The following is a 17,505-nucleotide window of genomic DNA, read 5'->3' on the forward strand; positions in this document are numbered from 1 at the left end:
TCAGTACCCCATTTCCTGCCGCTGGCGGCGCAGATGCGGGGGCATCTCGGCATAGACCCCCTTGAAGATGGTGGCGGGCGAGATCGGCTTGGGGTTCACGAAGGTGCCCTCGGCCTCGACCTTGCGTTGCAGCGCGATGATCTCGTCGCGGATCTGGGCCTCTGCCTGCGTGTGACGTTCCTCGGACCATTGACCGGTCAGGACCAGATGATCCTTCAGGCGGGTGATCGGATCGCCCAGCGGCCAGGCCAGGGCTTCGTCCTTGGGCCGGTAGGCCGAAGGGTCGTCCGAGGTGGAATGCGCCGCCACCCGGTAGGTGAACCATTCGATGGCCACGGGTCCGTGACCGGCCCGCGTGCGCGCCACCGCCCATCGCGACACCGCCGCCACCGCCAGATAGTCGTTGCCATCCACCCGCAACGCCGGCACGCCATAACCACGCGCACGGGCGGCATAGGTGCGGGCCATGCCCGAGGCGACGCCGGTATAAGTAGAGATCGCCCACTGATTGTTGACGATGTTCAGGATCACCGGCGGCTGATAGACCGAGGCACACAGCAGCGCCGAGTGGAAATCGTTCGACGCCGTTGCCCCGTCGCCGATCCAGGCCGCCGCGATGGTGCCATCGCCCGACAGGGCATTGGCCATCGCCCATCCCACCGCCTGGATGTACTGCGTGCCCAGGTTGCCCGAGATGCTGAAATAGCCATAGTCGCGCGACGAATGCAGCACCGGCAGTTGACGCCCCTCCAGCGGGTCAAGCTGGTTGGAATAGACCTGCCCCATGAGCACTTCCAGCGGATAGCCCGCCGCAATCAGCAGGCTTTGCTGGCGGTAGGTGGGGAAGTTCATGTCGCCCTTGGACAACTGGCGTTGGAAGCCGCAGCCGATGGCCTCTTCCCCGGTGCATTGCAGGTAGAACGAGGTCTTGCCCTGCCGCTGCGCGTTCAGAAGCCGCTGGTCGATCACCCGCATGGTCATCATGTCCCGCAGACCCTGCAACAGGGCCTCGGCGTCGATGTCGGCGATATAGTCGGCCCAGGGGCCCACGGCCTCGCCCGCATCGTTCAGCACCCGCACCATCCCATTGGCATAGGGGCGGGCGTCGATGGAGGTCAGGTCGAGCGGCGGCACGTCCAGAATCCCGGCCTCTGGCACCTCGATCGCCGAGAAATCCGGGCTTTGATCCGGGCGCGCCGGGGGATGCGGGAAGGTCAGCTTGGGGGTTTCGGTCATGGTTGCGTCCTCCCTGAACGACGGCCGGGGTGCGGGATCTCATGTCTCCTCCCACGAGAATCGCCGCCTTTCCCCATGATAGCCGATTTTCCGGTGCATTCTTGCCCGATTGGGCCGGGATCCCTAGGGTGTGCGCATACTTCAGCCAAGAAACGCGGTAATTTAGGGAATTCATGCTCAATCTCGACGAAACCGATCTGAGAATCCTGCGGGCGATGCAGCGTGATGGCAGTCTGACCGTCACCCAGATCGCCGAGATCGCCGGCATTTCGCAGTCGCCCTGTTCCCGCCGCATCAACCAGATGCAGGAAGCCGGCGTGATCCTGCGCCGCCATGTGGAACTGGATCGCCGCAAGCTGGGGTTCAACGCCGTGGTCGTGACGCGGGTGAAGCTGAAGCGCCATGATCGCAAGGCGCTAGAGGCCTTCAAACGCGAGATCCGCGCGATCCCCGAAATCCAGTCCGCCGTGCTGTTGCTGGGCGAGTTCGACTTCCACATGCGGCTGGTGGTGCGGGATATCGATCACTACCAGACGCTGATGCAGGATCGCCTCGTGAGCTTGCCCGGCGTTCAGGAAATGCAAAGCTCGGTCATTCTGGAGGTGGTGAAAAACACCACCGCGCTGCCGCTGTGACGCGCGGCGCGGCGCAGCGCAAGATCAGGGGCGACGTTGTGGTGGGCGCACAGGACGGCTCTGATCCTATGCGAAGACGCTGTAATCAGACTTATGTATAAACAATGGGTGCGGATGGTGGCGTCTAGCCAGAAGATGTCGTTCCAGACAGCTGTCGCAAACAAGCCGCCAGCGAGTCCGCTTGCAGGGCGTCGTACAGCGCGAACTCATCGGCCACCGGCACACCAAGGGCCGCTTCGAACTGCTGCTGGTTGGAAACCGGCTGCACCCTGTCCCGCGCCTCGTCGCCAAGGTTGGACTGGAAGATGCCCGCTGCGCTGACCGGCAGGAAGTCCTCGTAGATGATCGGGCTGAGGGTCAGGACACCGGCGTCCAGAAGGGCTGCCACGTCCTGTGGTGTTCCCGGTGGCGGCATCCCCGTGACGGCAAACTTGAAGTACGCCAGCCCCTGATCGTACAGCTTGCGCCAATCATCGGGGAACTTGCGGAAAACCTCCGCCAGTTTGGCGTCATATTCGGCGGTGTTGGTGCCATCAGCGGCCGGCAGAACTGCCGCGCGTACCTCGGCCAGCAACTGGTCATACAGCGTACGCCCCTTCGGGGTCAGCGCCGCACCGCGCTGTTCGATCTCGCCGAACCGGGCGGTATGGTGGCCGTCGTGCCAGCCGCCCGCAGGCGTGGGGAACCGCACCGGCTCATCCAGCGCCTTGAAGGCGGTCTGCCGCAACAGGATCGGACAGGTGCGTCGTGGCGGCCCCTCGATGATCGCCTTGGCCGGGAGGCCGCGCGCGATCATGCCGTCCTGTGCTGCGTCGATGTCCAGCGTGCGCGGGGTCAGATGGTTGATGTGCGGGCCGCGAAACGACACCACGTCGGCGATCAGCCGGTGCGCCTTGATGAGGGCGGCGAAGGTTTCGGCATCGACGCAGGCTTCGGGATGCCAGCGGAAGGTTTCCAGCACCTCGCGCACGAAGTCGGCGGCATCACCGTCCTCCAGACCGCCATTGGCCTCGGCCGTTTCGGTCAGTGCAATGGCCGTTTCGGTGAAGATCTGGCGTCGGTCCAGCACCGCTTGGGCTTTTTCCCGCAAGGCAGCGTCCGCGATCAGTTCCAGCCGCAGCAGCGAGGTGAACACCCGGAACGGGTTTTCCGCCAGATCGGCCCGTGCGATTGGACGGAAGGCGGTGGAATGCACCGGCACCGAGGCCACCGACAGGTCATAGTAGCCCACCGGATGCATCCCCATCACGCGAAAGACGCGGGCCATCATGGCCAGTTCCGCCGCCGTACCCAGCCGGATCGCGCCGTGGCGTTCCTGCGAAATCCGCGTGGTGTCCTCATCCGGCGTCAGGTTCAGGGCGTCGCGGGCCGGGCTGTTCAGGACGGTGACATTGGTCTGGCCGACGATCTTGACCAGATCGCCATAGGCGGGCACCTCGGTCCGGTACATGGCCGACATCGCTGCCGAGAAATCGGCGCGGATCTGATTTGGGCTGCGAAAACGGCGGGTCATGGGCAGGTTCCTTCAGGTCTCGGGTCAGTGGCGCGCGCCCACAAGGTGCGTCAGGACCGCCCCGGTTTCCAGTGCGGCGGCTTTCAGGGCGACGGCGGGTTCTGGTGCGGGATCGGTGATCGCCACCGGGAAATCGCCGGTGCCCAATGCCCATTGCGCGGCGGCGCGGCCAAAGACCGTGCCGGGACCGATGCCGCGCCCGCTGTAGCCGAAGATCGAAACGGCCTTCGGTCCCAGGCTGTGCACGCACGGCAGATGGGTGGTGGTCATGGCGATACGCCCGGTCCAGGCATGGTCGAACCCGATGCCGCGCAATTGCGGAAACAGCTTTTCCAGCTTGCGCCGTGCCCACGCCGCATGAGGCCCCCGGCCCGGTCCATCAAGATTGCCAAGTGCGCCAAGGAGCAAGCGCCCCGACGCCTCCATCCGCAAGGAGGTCAGCACCGGCGCTGTGTCCCAGCAGCCTTCCCGCCCGGACAGGATCGCGGATTGCAAGGCGACTGGCAGCGGCGCGGTGGCCAGTTGGAAGAAATGCGCGGGGATCACCGGGTTCTGTCCGGCCCGCCCTGCGCCATAGGCATTGGTGGCCTGGATCAGGCGCGCCGCGCGCAGCGTCCCCTTGGGCGTGCTCACGCTCCAGCCGTCGCCCGTCCGTGACACGGCAAGCGCGGGACTGTGTTCAAAGATCTGCGCCCCATATTGTCTGGCGACCCGTGCCAGCCCCTGCGCATAGGCCAGCGGCTGGATCGTGCCGGCCCGGCCATCCCATAGCGCCCCCAGATAGGCGGTGGTGCCGGTCCGCGACGCGGTCTGTGCGGGATCCAGCAGGGCAACCGGCGCACCGCGCGCCTGCTGTTGCGCGAAGCGGGCCGTCAGATCACGCAGCCCGGCGGCGGAATGGGCGCAATGCAGGGTGCCGTTGCGCACAGCCTCGCAGCGGATCTGGTGGCGTGCGATCAGGTCGAAGACCACCTCCGGCCCCTCGGCCAGCGCCGCGTTCAGGCGGGTTCCGGCAGGTGTCCCTAGCCGCGCCTCGACCGAGTCGGGGGGGACCCACAGACCGGCATTGACCAGCCCCACATTGCGCCCCGAGCCGCCAAAGCCGATGCTGCGGGCCTCGACCAGCGCGACGCTGGCCCCGGCCTCGGCCAGGTGGCAGGCCGCCGAAAGCCCGGTGTATCCGCCGCCGATGATCGCCACATCCACGGACAGGTTCCGCTCCAGTGCCGGGAAAGACCCCGGCTCGGGCACCGTCGCTCGCCAGAGGCTGTGGGGCGCGTCCATCATCGCCTCAGATTTCAAAGGTGATGCCCTGCGCCAGCGGCAGGTCACGCGAATAGTTCACCGTCGAGGTCTGCCGCCGCATGTAGGCCCGCCACGCATCCGAGCCGCTTTCGCGCCCGCCGCCGGTGTCCTTCTCGCCGCCGAAGGCCCCGCCGATCTCGGCGCCCGAGGGGCCGATGTTCACATTGGCGATGCCACAGTCGGACCCCTGCGCCGACAGGAAATACTCGGTCTCGCGCACATCGGTCGAGAAGATGCAGGACGACAACCCCTGCGGGACGGCGTTTTGCAGGGCGATGGCCTCGTCCAGATCGCGGTATTTCACGACATAGAGGATCGGGGCGAAGGTCTCGGTATGCATGATGGCGGTCTGCGCGGGCATTTCGACGATGGCCGGATGGACATAGGCGGCGTCCGGAAACCGGTCAGCCAGCGCGCGCCCACCGCCGTGCACGGTGCCACCCTCGGCGCGCGCGGCGTCCAGCGCGGCCTCCATCGCGGTCAGGGCGCCTGCGTCGATCAGCGGGCCGATCAGCGTGTCCGGCTCCAACGGGCTGCAGATGGACAGGCCCGCATAGGTTTGGATCAGGCGCGGCACCAGGTCGTCATAGATGTCCGCGTGCACGATCAGGCGGCGCAGCGAGGTGCAGCGCTGCCCGGCGGTGCCGACGGCGGAAAAGACGATGGCCCGCACCGCCATTTCCAGATCGGCCGAGTGGGCGACGATCATCGCGTTGTTGCCACCCAGTTCCAGAATGGTCTTGCCCAGCCGCCGCGCAATCTCGGATGCCACGGCCTTGCCCATGGGCACCGACCCGGTGGCCGAGATCAGCGCCACATCCGGCGAGGCGGTCAGCACCTGCCCAAGGTCGGACTGGCCGATCAGGGTCTGGATCAGGCCCTCGGGCGCATCGGGACCGAAGGCGGCCACGGCCCGGTCACAGATCCGCTGGATCGCCAGTTGCGTCAGTGGGGTCTTCTCGGAGGGTTTGGCGATCACCGGATCGCCGCAAACCAGCGCCAGCGCCGCGTTCCAGCACCAGGGGGCCGCGGGAAAGTTGAATGCGGTGATGATCCCCACCACCCCCAGCGGATGCCAGGTCTCGCGCATGGTGTGACCGGGACGTTCCGAGGCGATGGTCAACCCGTAAAGCTGCCGCGACAGGCCGAGGGCAAAGTCGCAGATGTCGATCATCTCCTGCACTTCGCCCAGGCCTTCCTGGTAGATCTTGCCGCATTCCAGCGTCACCATCCGGCCCAGGTTTTCCTTCTCGCGGCGCAATTCCTCACCCAGCAGGCGCACCAACTCCCCCCGGCGCGGTGCGGGCACCTGGCGCCACGCCTCGAACGCGGTGCGGGCGCGGGCGATGGTAGCGGTGGCCTCCTCAGGGGATTGGCTGTGCACGCGGGCGATCTCGCTGCCATCCACGGGGGTGGTCACGGGCAGGTCGCCGCCGGTGGTCTGCGCGGTGGTCAGGCCGCAGGCGGTCAGGATCTGCTGATGGGCCATGGGCGTGGGTCCCTTTTGTCTGGGCCTGTGCGGGTGGGCGTGAAACATCCGCGCGATGCCGGTCCGGACCATGGTGACACAGCGTGCCGGGGCTTGGAAAACGAAATATATGCCAAGGCCCGCGCGGCCCTGCCCCATCGACGCCCCCGCGGCCTTCGGGCTAGATCACCGGAGCGCGGGAAAGCGGGGCATCCCTGATGGACGAGACGGACAAGGACGGGACGATCCCCACCAACCTGCGGCTGCTGCTGGTGCTGGAAGCCATGGCCGAGGCCGGCGTGCCGGTCACCCCGACCGAGGTCAACCGCCAGCTGGGCCTGCCCAAGCCGACCATTCACCGACTGTTCAACACGCTTGAGGACGAAGGCTTCATCCAGCGCGAATTCAACGGCCGCGGCTATGCCCCGGCCCCAAGGCTGCGGCAGCTTTCCGCCGGGGTTCTGTCATCGCTGAGGATGCGCACGGCGCGGGTGGCGATCCTGAAACGGCTGGCCGCCGAGATCCACGAAACCTGCGTGCTCGCGGTGCCGGATCGGGACGCGATGATCGGGCTGGAGCAGGCCGAAACCCGCCACGCCCTGCGCATCCAATTGCCGTTGCGTACGCGGATGCCGCTGTATTGCACGGCCAGTGGCAAGATGTTTCTCAGCACCTTCGACGATACGCCGCTGGAAACCTATATCACAACCACCGCGCTGAAGGATCGGACGCCGCGCACGATCACCGATCCCGACCGGCTGGCCGAAGCCGTGCGCCGCACGCGCGATCGCGGCTTCGGGATCGACAATGGCGAATTCCTGAACGGGATGGTGTCGCTGGCGGTGCCGGTGCTTGACGGGTCGGGCCGGTTGCTGTCGACGCTGTCCTTTCACGCACCTGAACAGCGGCTGGCGCTGAAGAATGCGGTGCATCTGGTGCCGCAACTGCATGCCACCGCCGCGCGGCTGGGTGCCCTGATCGACGAGGCCTGAAGCGCCGCCTAGGCGCGCACGGCTTTCATGAAACGGTCGCGGATCACCACCGGGTCCAGGGTGATCACCGGCATCTTGGCGTTGCCGCTGTCGCAGCGTACCACGATCACCGTCATCTGGCCGCTGTCCAGCGCCTCTTGCAGAACCGGGCCGGTCTCCTCCCCGCTGCATTCAACCACCCGGTCGCAGCCCGCCGCCCGCGCCATGCCCGCCAGCGAGGTCTTGCCGCTGGTATAGGTCGGCTGGTCGCCGGTCGAGCCGTAGGAGCCGTTGTCGATGATCATCAGGATATAATTGTCGGCGGGGTTGTTGGCGATGGTCGGCAGGGTGCCGAGGTTGGTCAGGACCGAGCCGTCGCCGTCGATCACGATCACCGGTTTGGGCTGCGCCAGCGCCAGCCCCAGCCCGATGGAAGAGGCCAGCCCCATGGTGCCCAGCATGTAGAAATTGCTGGGCTGGTCGTCGATGGCATGCAGTTCCTGACTGGGAATGCCGATGTTGCAGATGACAAGGTGATCGCGAAGGATCGGGGCGATTTCGCGCAGGATTTCGGAACGGATCATTGGTCGCCATAGCCTCCCCAGAAGGACGCGTCGGTCAGCACCGCCACGGGCTTGTTGCACATGAAGCTGTATTTCAGGATGGTATCCAGCTCGGCCGCATCCGCCTGCGTGTGGAAATGGTAGGTCGGGATATGAAGCTGCGCCAGAAGCGCCTTGGTGTGCAGCGCCATCTCGACCTGGCAAGCCACCGGCTCGCGCAACTCGCCCCGATAGGAAATCAGCATCGGCAAGGGCATCCGGTAGAACTGGATCAGCGTGGCCAGCGTGTTCAGCGTCACCCCAAGGGCGGTGTTCTGCATGATGATCGCGGCGCGCTGGCCGCCCATCCACGCCCCGGCGCACAGGCCCATGCCCTCGTCTTCCTTGTTGGCGGGCACATGGCGGATCTCGGGGCGGCGGTCGATCTCGGCAATCACCCCGGCCAGTTGCTTGCAGGGCACCGTGGTCACGAAGGAAACGTCGTTGGCGATCAGATCCCCGGCGATCTTCTGGTCGATGGTCAGGTCAGGCGGCATGGCAGTTCCTGTTGCTGGCAAGATTGAGGGGCAGTCTCTAGGCGGCCACAAGAATAAGGTGCAAGACCGGCCTCGGGCTTTCCGCAAGTTCCGGCATGACGCCCAAAGGCTGGCCTCAGTCTGTGGATTTGTCCTCCAGATAGCGGCTGGCCTGTTCGCGGGTTTCATAGATATGCGGGCGCGCCTTGGGGAAGGCCTCGCTCAGCTTCATCCGCATGAAGGCGGACCCGGCATAGCGCGACACGCTGGCATAATACCGCTGCTGCAGGTCTTCGACCATCTGGGCCCAGAGATTGACCAGATCGTCATCGATGCGGCAATCGTCGTAGTTCACGATCACATCCACCTTGCGCGGATGCGGTGCGCAGACCCGCTCTACGGCGGCGCGCACCATGGCCACGTCATCGGCGCTGCGGATGCGCATTTTCTCGAAGTTCAGGAACAGCCGGTCCGCTTCGGCATCCAGCGCCACGCGCATGGGCAGATCCAGATGCAGCAGATCGACCCGAAGATCCATCGCCGCCGGGCGGAAGATGCGAATGTCCATCTGCCGGATCTCGTCGATCAGCGGCGCGGTTTCCATATGGGCCAGAATATCGGCGTCCAGATCGACACCCGGCGCGATCTCGACCAGCTTCAGCCCCTGGGTGGTCAATTCGAACACGCAGCGTTCGGTGACATAGAGCACCGGCTGGCCCAGCCGCGCGGCGCGGGCACCGGAAAAGGTGATCTGTTCCACCGAGCGCAGGAACTTGGGGAACCGGCCTTCGCGCGCAATGCGCAACCCCCCATCCTCGATCACCACGTCCAGCCCTGCGGCCGTAAAGGTGCCGGCAAAGACCAGGGCGCGGGCGTTTTGCGAGATGTTGATGAAGCCCCCGGCCCCGGCCAGACGCGGGCCAAAGCGGGACACGTTGACGTTGCCCAGGGGGTCGGCCTGCGCCAGACCCAGACAGGCCATGTCCAGCCCGCCGCCATCGTAAAAGTCGAACTGGCTGTTCTGCGGGATCACCGCGTCGGTGTTTACCGCCGCACCGAAATCCAGCCCCGAGGCGGGCTGACCCCCGATCACGCCGGGTTCGGCGGTCAGGGTGAGGTGATCCAGAAGCCCCTCTTCGGCGGCCACCGAAGCCACGCCTTCCGGCATCCCGATCCCGAGGTTCACCACCCCGTTGATCGGCAATTCGAAGGCACAGCGCCGGGCGATGACCTTGCGGGCGTCCAGCTCCATCGCCGGGATTTCGCCATCGGGCGGACGGATGCGGTTGGTGAAGGCCTGGCTGAAGGTGGTGCCATAAGTCTGGACATGGTGTTCGGGCCGGGACACCACCACCGCATCCACAAGGATGCCGGGGATCTGCACGTCGCGCGGGGGCAGAGACTTGTTGCGCGCGATGCGTTCGACCTGGACGATCACCACGCCGCCGGCGGCCTTGACCGCCATGGCCTGCGCAAGGTTGTCGAGCACCAGCGCCTCGCGCTCCATGGTGATATTGCCCATCTGGTCGGCGGTGGTGCCGCGCAGCAGCGCGACGGTCAGCTTCTGGGCCGGGTAGAACAGCATGTCCTCGCCGCCAATCTGCATCAGTTCCACCTGCGGTTCGGTGCTGATGGCATTGATCGCGCCGCCGCCGTGACGCGGATCGACGAAGGTCTCCAGCCCGACGCGCGACAGCATCCCCGGCTTGCCGGCGGCGATGTCGCGGAACAACTGGCTGAGGCAACCCTGCGGAAGGTTCCAGCCCTCGATCTTGCCCTCGACCGCCAGCGCGGCCACCTTGGGGATCAAGCCCCAGTGGCCGCCGACCACGCGCTTCAGCAGACCGTCGTGGCCCAGCCGGTTCAGGCCGCGGTCCTTGCCGTCGCCCTGGCCCGCCGCGAAGATCAGGGTCAGGTCGCGGGGCGATCCGCTGGCCAGAAATCGGTCCTCGACGGCGCAAAGCAACTCGTCCGGCACGCCGATCCCGACGAAGCCCGACGAGGTGATGGTGTCGCCATCCTTGATCAGTGCGGCCGCTTCGGCGGCGGTGACTACCTTGTTGCGCATGTCTCTCTCCCGTCAGACGTGCAGAATTTCCGAGAGCGCGCCGTTTCAGGCGCGCCCGTGCCCGCTCAGGTCAGGCGTTTCTTCAGATAGGGGGCGGTGGCGGCCAGACCCTCGGCCAGACCGAATTGCGGCGCATAGCCCAGCCGCGTCTGCGCCCGGTCGGTGGCACAGCGCCCGGTGCCCGAGTAGACTTCAAGCAGGTGGTGGTCGGGGGTGAAGTCGCCGCCCCTGGACAGACGCCGCTTGACCTGTCGGACCAGGGCCTCGAACCGCTCCCGCCCCAGCAGGCGCCGTGCAATGGCACTGACCCGAGCCGCCGCCGAAGGGCCGGAATCGCCGCCCTCGGGCGGTTTTGGACCCAGCCGCGCGGCCAGCGCGTCATGGGGTTCCAGTCGAACCCTGCCCTGCCCGATGGCCGCGGCATAGCCCTCGATCAGCCCGCGCCATGTCTGGCCCTCGGGGCCGGAAATGATGAATCGTTCCTGACCAAGATCGGGCACCTGCGCAGCCTGCAGCAGCGCCTGCACCAGATCGTCCACATAGACACCGTTCAGCACGCCTTCCGGTTCGGGCAGGATCACGTCACCGCCGGTCAGCGCCTCGGCCAGCGCATCGGTCCACAACGACGATCCCGGCCCCCAGACGATGGTCGGCTGCAGGATCGCGGCGGGCAGGCTGCCCGCCATCAACCGGCGTTCCATTTGGATCTTGGCCTGCCGGTAGGGGCTGCCGCCGGGTTGCTCCATCGGGCTGTCCTCGGTCAGGTCGCTGTCGGGCCAGCCGTCGTAGACGACGATGGAACTGGTGTGCACGATGCGGCCGACGCTCGCCTCGGTCGCTGCCGCCAGCAGGGTTTCGAACCCGGCCAGGTTGTCGGCCGCCGAGGCGCGCACGTCATAGGCCAGGTGAAACAGCACCGCCTGCCCTGCCAGCCCGTCCTTCAGGACAGCGGGATCCGACAGCCCGCCGGTGATCGTCCGGGCGGCCCCGGCCACCTGCCCTGCGCGCGACAGGGCCGTCACCTCGGCCCCCGCCGCTGTCAGGGCTGCCACCAGCCGCCGTCCGATGAACCCGCTGCCCCCGGTGACGAATACCTTCGTTCCGGCCAACCCGTTTTGCCCGCCCATCCTTGCGCCCCTGCCCTGTTGTACTTCCCAGACTAGACCACCTCAGGCGCGCCGTAACCATGCGTCAGCCTGACAGATAGCCCGACTGTAACCCCACGTGTTACCGATTTTGTAGGTTTTTTCTGATGAGTACGGGGTCACGCGACCCCCGGGCAGTTTGGCGAGAGTGAGAGTAACCTCATGAAATTCGGCGTTATCGGATCTGCGGGCAAGATTGGCCAGATGCGGGTGGAAACCATCATGGCCCATTCGGACGCCGAACTGGTGGCGGTCATGGACATGACCGAGGAAAAGGCGCGGGCCTTTGCCAATGGCGCCCCGGCCTTCACCGATCTGGACCGCTTTTTTGAAACGCCGATGGATGCGGTGGTGATCTCGACCCCCGCCCATGTGCGCGAGCCGCTGTGCCTGCGCGCCTTCGACCTAGGCCTGAACGTGCTGTCGGAAAAGCCGCTGGCCCATACAGTCGACGCCGCCCGCCGCATCGTCGCGGCGGCCAAGGCCGCGCGCTGCCATCTGGGGGCAGGGTTCAACATGCGCTATTACCCGGCCTTTTCGTATGTGAAAGACATCATCGACAGCGGCAAGATCGGTCAGGTCGACCACATCCGCATCTATGGCGGCCACGAAGGTCTGCCGAAATTCGCCTACGACTGGGAATACAAGGCCGAAGTGTCCGGCGGCGGCGCGCTGTGGGACGTGGGTATCCACATGACCGACATGGCGCGCTTCCTGATGGGCGAGATCACCTCGGTCTACGGGGTGGCCACCGAAAACGTGTGGCAGGAACCCGGCTCGGAAGACAATGCCATGGCGATTTTCAAGGCGCCGTCCGGGGTGAACGCGATCTATCAGGCCACATGGACCGACTGGAAGGGCTACAAGTCTCTGGTCGAGGTCTATGGCTCGCACGGGATGGTGCGCGGGGCCTATGCCCCGATGGAAACCCTGTTGCTGACCATGGCCAAGCCCGGTGGGCCGGTGACCCGCAACCGCAACCGATTTCCCGAGATCATGGTGCGCGAAAAGCTGAAAAGCTGGAAAACCACGGCACTGGCGTCGTTCCAGCAGGAGCTGGACGAGTTCATCCGCCTGACCCGTGGTGAGACCGGCCTTGCCATCGCCGATGGCCATGCCGCCCTGCGCGCGGTCGAGATCGCGGCGGCGGTGCCCGAAAGCTCCCGCACGGGCCAAGAGGTGCATCTGGAGAACCTCGGGCCGATGATCCCGTGACACGGGCGTTCTTTGTCCCATGGCCGCCCGCAAGGGGGTAGGCTGGCCCGAGGGAATCATCCGCCCGTCGGCCAATTTTTCAAAGCGAGACCCAGTTTCATGAGTACCGATCCCAAGCTTTCCATCGTGGTGACCATCGTCGACGGCGGCACTTACCTGCGCGATTTCCTGGCCGCCTGCGAGCGGATGGAAGATACCCCGCCGCTGGAACTGATCGTGCCCTATGACGCTTCGGTTGCGGATGTGCTGCAATATCAGGACGCGTTTCCGCAGGTGCAGTTTCTGGACCTCGGGCAGATCACCCCGGCCCGGCCGATCACCACCGAAGCGGGCCAGCACGAATTGTTCGACCGCCGCCGCGCCGCCGGTCTGGCCGCCGCCACCGGCGACATCATCGCCATTCTGGAAGATCGCGGCCATCCGCGGCCCGACTGGGCACGCACCGTGGTCCGACTGCACGCCGAGACCGACTATGGCGTCATCGGCGGTGCCATCGACTGCAAGGAACCAGTGGGCCTGCTGAACTGGGCCTTCTACGTCACCGATTTCGGGCGCTATGGCCTGCCCTTCGACAGTGGCCCGGCGGAATGGGTGTCGGATGTGAACGTCACCTATTCGCGAAAGGTTTTGGAAGACACCCGCCACCTGTGGCAGGAGCGGTTTCGCGAACCCGTTGTCCATTGGTTCCTGATAGATCGCGGGGATGAGCTGCTATTGTCCAATGAACTGGTCGTTGAACACGTCCGCCCCCCCGCCACGCTGGGCGACCTGTTGCCCGAGCGGTTCCATTGGGGCCGCCTGTTCGGCCATATCCGGGCCGTGCATCTGCCGGCGTGGAAGCGGCTGGGCTATATCCTGACCAGCCCGCTGATCCCGCCCTTGCTGTGGGTGCGCCACGGGCTGACGCAGGCGTCCAAGGGCAAGGGGCTGCGCTATCTCACAGCCCTGCCCTATGTCATGATCCTGACCGTCTTCTGGACCCTGGGCGAGGCCTGGGGCACGATCACCAAGCGGCCATGACCACGCCGGATTGGGATATCATCGTCATCGGCTCGGGCGCGGCCGGCGGCTGGGTGGCCAAGGAAGCGGCCGAGCGCGGGCTGAAAACGCTGATGCTGGAAGCGGGGCGCAAGCTGTCACCGGCCGATTTTCCCCAACCCGACCACGAAGGCGGTTCGCGCGTGTCCATCGTCTCGCGCGTGACCTCAATCCTGCGCGGCCAGCATGTGCAGGCGCGCTGCATGTCCTTCACCCCGACCACGTCGCATCTGTTCGTCAACGATCGTGAAAATCCCTATACCACCGGCGCGAAGGCGCGGTTCAACTGGTACCGGTCGCGGCAGGTCGGCGGGCGGCTGCACCTGTGGGGCCGCAATGCGCTGCGCCTGTCGGATCAGGAATTCAAGGCCGCCGACCGCGACGGGTTCGGCGATACCTGGCCCGTGACCCATGCCGAGATGGACCCGTGGTATGCCCGCGTCGAGGCGTTTCTGGGCGTCACCGGGCAAGCGGCAGGGATCGAGAACCTGCCCGACGGTCATTACTCCGGCCCCCACCCGCTGACCCGCGCCGAACGCGACCTGATGGCCGAGATGGCCGAAAAATGGCCCGACCGCCCCGCCACCACCTGCCGCATCATCCATCACATGCCCGACCGCACGCCGCCGCCGCTGGCCGCAGCGCAAGCAACCGGGCGGTTCGAATTGCGCTCGGGCGCGGTGGTGTCGCGGATCGAGACCGATCCCGAGACCGGCTTGGCCACCGGCGTGACCTATATCGATGCGGACACCCACGAAGAGATCACGGTGACCGCCCGCACTGTCGCCGTCGCCGCCTCGACCATCGAAAGCGTGCGGTTGCTGCTGAACTCCAAGGGCGGGCGGCATCCGGTGGGGCTGGGCAATTCCTCGGGCAATCTTGGCCGTTACCTGTCCGATCACCTGATGATGTTCCGCGCCGGCACCCTGCCACAGATCGAAGGCATGGGCAGCGGTCATGACCCCTATGATTTCGGCCAGCAATCGGGGATCTATATGCCGTCGTTCCGCAACCGTGACCCCGGCGACGATCCGGGCTTCCTGCGCGGCTATGCGCTGCTGGGCTCGGTCGGGCGGCTGGAACCGGGCTGGTTCTTCATGGCCATCGGCGAAGTGCTGCCGCGCGCCGACAACCGGGTCGAAATCGACCCGTCCAAGCGCGACGCCTGGGGCATTCCCGCCGCGAAGGTCACCCTGACCCATTCCGACAACGAACGCGCCATGGCGCGCGACATGGACAAGACCCTGAAAGACATCTGCGCCACCTACGGGTTGCCCGACGATCTGCTGGGCAAGGAAAGCCTGATCGCAAAGATCGCCTACAAGTTCGCCGGGCCGCTGGTCTACACGCCCGAGGGCGCGCTGGTGCCGGGCTCGTCGATCCATGAAACCGGCGGCGCCTGCATGGGCACCGACCCGGCGCGCCATGTGACCGATGCCGACAACCGCCTGCACGATGCGCCCAACGTCTTTGTCACCGACAGCGCGGCCTTCCCCACTAACCCGTTCCAGAACCCCGGCCTGACCATCATGGCGCTGTCCGCCCGCGCCGGAGCCCGCATCGCCGAAGACCTTGCCGACCCTGACAGGAGACCCCCATGCGCCTGATCTTCCGCTTCGTGGCGACCGTCTTTCGCTGGGTGTTCTATCTGGTGCTGCTCAGCGTCGTGGTGCTTGTGGCGCTGTACTTCCCGGCGAAATCGGCCCTGCGCAAGCTGGATGACGCCGCCGCCCTGGCCGTCACCGAAGGCGCGGCGCCCCCGGTCGATCTGTCCCGGCTGCAACGTCTGGGCCTATTCGTAACCTCGCAACTGCTGCCCCTGCACCAGCCCGGCGGGGCCACGGTCGTGGCCGGGAAGGTGTTTCGCGATTGCCCTGACCTCTGCCCCGAAATGGTCGCGATCCCGGCAGGCTACTACCTGATGGGTTCCCCCCTGATCGAGGGGGACCGCTATGTGCATGTGGTCTCGCGCCGCCCGTGGCGCAAACAACTGCCCTTCATCAACCGCGAAGGGCCGCGCCGTCTGGTGCGGATCCCCGCACCGCTGGCCTTTTCCAGCCATGAGATCACCTTTGCCGAATGGGATGCGGCACAGGCCGACCCGGACTGGGAAGCCGCCAGCGGCCAGCCCCCACGCGCCCTGACCTATCAGGCCGACAACCGCGAGACCCTGCCCGCAACCGGCTTCATGTGGTACGACGCACAGGCCTACGCCCGCTGGCTGTCGGCCCGGACCGGGCAGACCTATAGGCTGGCCACCGATGCGGAATGGGAATACGCCGCCCGCGCCGGCACCGTCACCGCCCGCCCCTGGGGGATGGAGATCGGCAGCGACATGGCGGCCTGCGCCGGCTGCGGCCCGGCCTCGGACGGATTGAGCATCGGCCCGGTGGGCCGGTTTCCGCCCAATGGTTTCGGCCTTTACGACATGATCGGCAATGGCTGGGAATGGGTCGAGGATTGCTTCGCCCCGTGGCACGACCCGGTGAAAACCGACGGCAGCGCCCATCTGTTCGAAGAGTGCGAATTCGTCACCTTCCGGGGCGGCAGTTTCGAAGACCCTCCGTGGCAGAACCGGTCGGCCATGCGCGTCGGCCCGCATCCGGACAATGACGCGCCGGGCTCGGTCATCCGCCTTGTACGCGAGATGTAGGAGCCGGGCTCAGGCCCCTTTTCCGGCAAGCGCCCGATAGGTCTTTTCGAACTGCTCGTGCACCCAGTCAGGGCGGAAGCGGTCCTCGCGCGATCGCGCCAGCGCAGTATCGCCCATGGCGGCCAGCCGCGCGGGATCCTCCAGCACCTCGCGCACGCCCGCGCAGATGGCGGGCACATCGGCGATGGGCACCACCTTGCCGGTGCTGTCGTCGATCAGCTCCACCACCCCCGAACAGGCCGAGGCCACGGCCGGGGTGCCGCTTTGGAACGACTCGACGATGGTGAAAGGCAGTGCCTCCCACCGCGAGGTCAGCAGGAAGATGTCGGCGGCGCGCAGGTACAGATGCGGACGGCTGGTGCGCCCGACGAAAGTCAAAACGTCCGTCACGCCCTTTTCGTCCGCCAGTGCGTGCAGGGCGGCCTCGTCCGGCCCGTCGCCCGCGACCACGAAGCGATAGCCGGGGTTGGTCTTTTTCAGCTCGACCGCGCAATCGATCAGGATATCGACGCCCTTCTGGTACATCAGCCGCGCGATGGTCACCAACAGATGCGTGCCGTCCCCCAGAAGCTCGGCGCGCAGGGCCGCAACCTCGGCGTCGGGATCATCAGGCGCGGGGGCGACCCCCAGACCGATGACCTTCAGCCGGTCCTGTGGCACCCCGCCGATGGTGGCCAGATCCTCGGCCGAGCGGTGGCTGGGCGTGATCACCAGATCGCAACGCCGCGCGATCCGTCCGAAAGCGGCGATCCGCTCGGGCTCGGAGCCGTGATAGGTCACCGCCAGTGGGATGTTCAGGCCCATGCGCGCCAGATCGGCCACCAGAGCGGGCGCGCTTTCATGGGCGTGGATCAGGTCCACCGGGTTCTGCCGCAGCCATTGCCGCAACCGCCATGACGCCTTGCCAAGGTTGCTCAGCCGATGCGGCATGTTCGCGCCTTCGCCCGCGACATAGCGGGTGGGCAGGTCCAGAAAGGCCGGTTCGGTTTCGGCGCTGGCCCAGACATCCGGCGTGCCGGCCAGAAACACCTCGTGCCCCTGCCCGCGCATCCAGTCGCGCAACGCCAGAATGTGGCGGGTGATCCCGCCGACCCCGAACTGGGTGCCCATCTGCAAGACCCGCAGTTTGTCCCCGCCCATGCGCACCCTCATACCGTTAAACCGCCGTTGCCGCCCTGTT

At 66.3% G+C, this 17,505-nt stretch carries 15 protein-coding genes; 6 read left to right on the top strand and 9 right to left on the bottom strand.

Features of this window, described 5'->3' with window-relative positions; translation table 11 throughout:
• Positions 1 to 1,236, bottom strand: a complete 1,236-nt coding sequence (locus H8B03_RS16230; protein WP_193142940.1) for a thiamine pyrophosphate-dependent dehydrogenase E1 component subunit alpha — start codon at positions 1,234 to 1,236, stop codon at positions 1 to 3.
• A 173-nt stretch (positions 1,237 to 1,409) separates the two neighbouring features.
• Between H8B03_RS16230 and H8B03_RS16235 the strand changes: the two genes are divergently transcribed.
• Entirely contained in the window at positions 1,410 to 1,871 is a 462-nt protein-coding gene (locus H8B03_RS16235; protein ID WP_193142941.1) for an Lrp/AsnC family transcriptional regulator, read from the top strand.
• A 124-nt stretch (positions 1,872 to 1,995) separates the two neighbouring features.
• On the opposite strand, the gene H8B03_RS16240 is transcribed toward H8B03_RS16235, so the two are convergent.
• The 3 genes from H8B03_RS16240 to H8B03_RS16250 are packed head-to-tail and all read right to left on the bottom strand — an operon-like array spanning position 1,996 to position 6,178.
• Positions 1,996 to 3,384 (bottom strand): VOC family protein, encoded by a 1,389-nt coding sequence (locus H8B03_RS16240; RefSeq protein ID WP_193142942.1) that lies wholly within the window; start codon positions 3,382 to 3,384, stop codon positions 1,996 to 1,998.
• Between the two features lie 24 nt (positions 3,385 to 3,408).
• Complete coding sequence (locus H8B03_RS16245) at positions 3,409 to 4,668, bottom strand: FAD-binding oxidoreductase (RefSeq protein WP_226926028.1); 1,260 nt, start codon at positions 4,666 to 4,668, stop codon at positions 3,409 to 3,411.
• A 7-nt stretch (positions 4,669 to 4,675) separates the two neighbouring features.
• Entirely contained in the window at positions 4,676 to 6,178 is a 1,503-nt protein-coding gene (locus tag H8B03_RS16250) for an aldehyde dehydrogenase family protein (RefSeq protein ID WP_193142944.1), read from the bottom strand.
• Between the two features lie 197 nt (positions 6,179 to 6,375).
• Here H8B03_RS16250 and H8B03_RS16255 point away from each other — a divergent pair, with 197 nt between their 5' ends.
• Complete coding sequence (locus H8B03_RS16255; protein WP_193142945.1) at positions 6,376 to 7,149, top strand: IclR family transcriptional regulator; 774 nt, start codon at positions 6,376 to 6,378, stop codon at positions 7,147 to 7,149.
• Positions 7,150 to 7,157: 8 nt separating this feature from the next.
• Here H8B03_RS16255 and comE read toward each other — a convergent pair whose 3' ends face one another.
• The 4 genes from comE to H8B03_RS16275 all read right to left on the bottom strand — a co-directional run bounded on the left by comE (position 7,158) and on the right by H8B03_RS16275 (position 11,401).
• Positions 7,158 to 7,712, bottom strand: coding sequence for a sulfopyruvate decarboxylase subunit beta (gene comE / locus H8B03_RS16260; protein ID WP_193142946.1), 555 nt, complete (start codon positions 7,710 to 7,712; stop codon positions 7,158 to 7,160).
• Positions 7,709 to 8,215, bottom strand: a complete 507-nt coding sequence (locus H8B03_RS16265; protein WP_193143038.1) for a sulfopyruvate decarboxylase subunit alpha — start codon at positions 8,213 to 8,215, stop codon at positions 7,709 to 7,711. The genes comE and H8B03_RS16265 overlap by 4 nt, the downstream gene beginning before the upstream one ends.
• 127 nt (positions 8,216 to 8,342) lie before the next feature.
• A complete protein-coding gene (locus tag H8B03_RS16270; protein WP_193142947.1) occupies positions 8,343 to 10,274 on the bottom strand; it encodes an acyl CoA:acetate/3-ketoacid CoA transferase in 1,932 nt (643 codons plus the stop codon).
• A gap of 65 nt (positions 10,275 to 10,339) precedes the next feature.
• On the bottom strand, positions 10,340 to 11,401 hold the full coding sequence (locus tag H8B03_RS16275; RefSeq protein ID WP_193142948.1) for an NAD(P)-dependent oxidoreductase: 1,062 nt from the start codon (positions 11,399 to 11,401) through the stop codon (positions 10,340 to 10,342).
• 180 nt (positions 11,402 to 11,581) lie between these two features.
• On the opposite strand from H8B03_RS16275, the gene H8B03_RS16280 reads away from it, so the two are divergent.
• The 4 genes from H8B03_RS16280 to H8B03_RS16295 all read left to right on the top strand — a co-directional run bounded on the left by H8B03_RS16280 (position 11,582) and on the right by H8B03_RS16295 (position 16,325).
• Positions 11,582 to 12,634, top strand: a complete 1,053-nt coding sequence (locus H8B03_RS16280; RefSeq protein WP_193142949.1) for a Gfo/Idh/MocA family protein — start codon at positions 11,582 to 11,584, stop codon at positions 12,632 to 12,634.
• A gap of 99 nt (positions 12,635 to 12,733) precedes the next feature.
• Complete coding sequence (locus tag H8B03_RS16285; RefSeq protein WP_193142950.1) at positions 12,734 to 13,654, top strand: glycosyltransferase; 921 nt, start codon at positions 12,734 to 12,736, stop codon at positions 13,652 to 13,654.
• Positions 13,651 to 15,279, top strand: a complete 1,629-nt coding sequence (locus tag H8B03_RS16290; protein ID WP_193142951.1) for a GMC oxidoreductase — start codon at positions 13,651 to 13,653, stop codon at positions 15,277 to 15,279. Before H8B03_RS16285 ends, H8B03_RS16290 begins: the two co-directional genes overlap by 4 nt.
• Positions 15,270 to 16,325, top strand: a complete 1,056-nt coding sequence (locus tag H8B03_RS16295; protein ID WP_193142952.1) for an SUMF1/EgtB/PvdO family nonheme iron enzyme — start codon at positions 15,270 to 15,272, stop codon at positions 16,323 to 16,325. Before H8B03_RS16290 ends, H8B03_RS16295 begins: the two co-directional genes overlap by 10 nt.
• 9 nt (positions 16,326 to 16,334) lie before the next feature.
• On the opposite strand, the gene H8B03_RS16300 is transcribed toward H8B03_RS16295, so the two are convergent.
• A complete protein-coding gene (locus H8B03_RS16300; RefSeq protein ID WP_193142953.1) occupies positions 16,335 to 17,465 on the bottom strand; it encodes a glycosyltransferase family 4 protein in 1,131 nt (376 codons plus the stop codon).
• Positions 17,466 to 17,505: the final 40 nt, after the last annotated feature.

Origin of the sequence: Meridianimarinicoccus sp. MJW13 (assembly GCF_014901205.1) — a bacterium.
In the GTDB taxonomy this organism is placed as follows: domain Bacteria; phylum Pseudomonadota; class Alphaproteobacteria; order Rhodobacterales; family Rhodobacteraceae; genus Meridianimarinicoccus.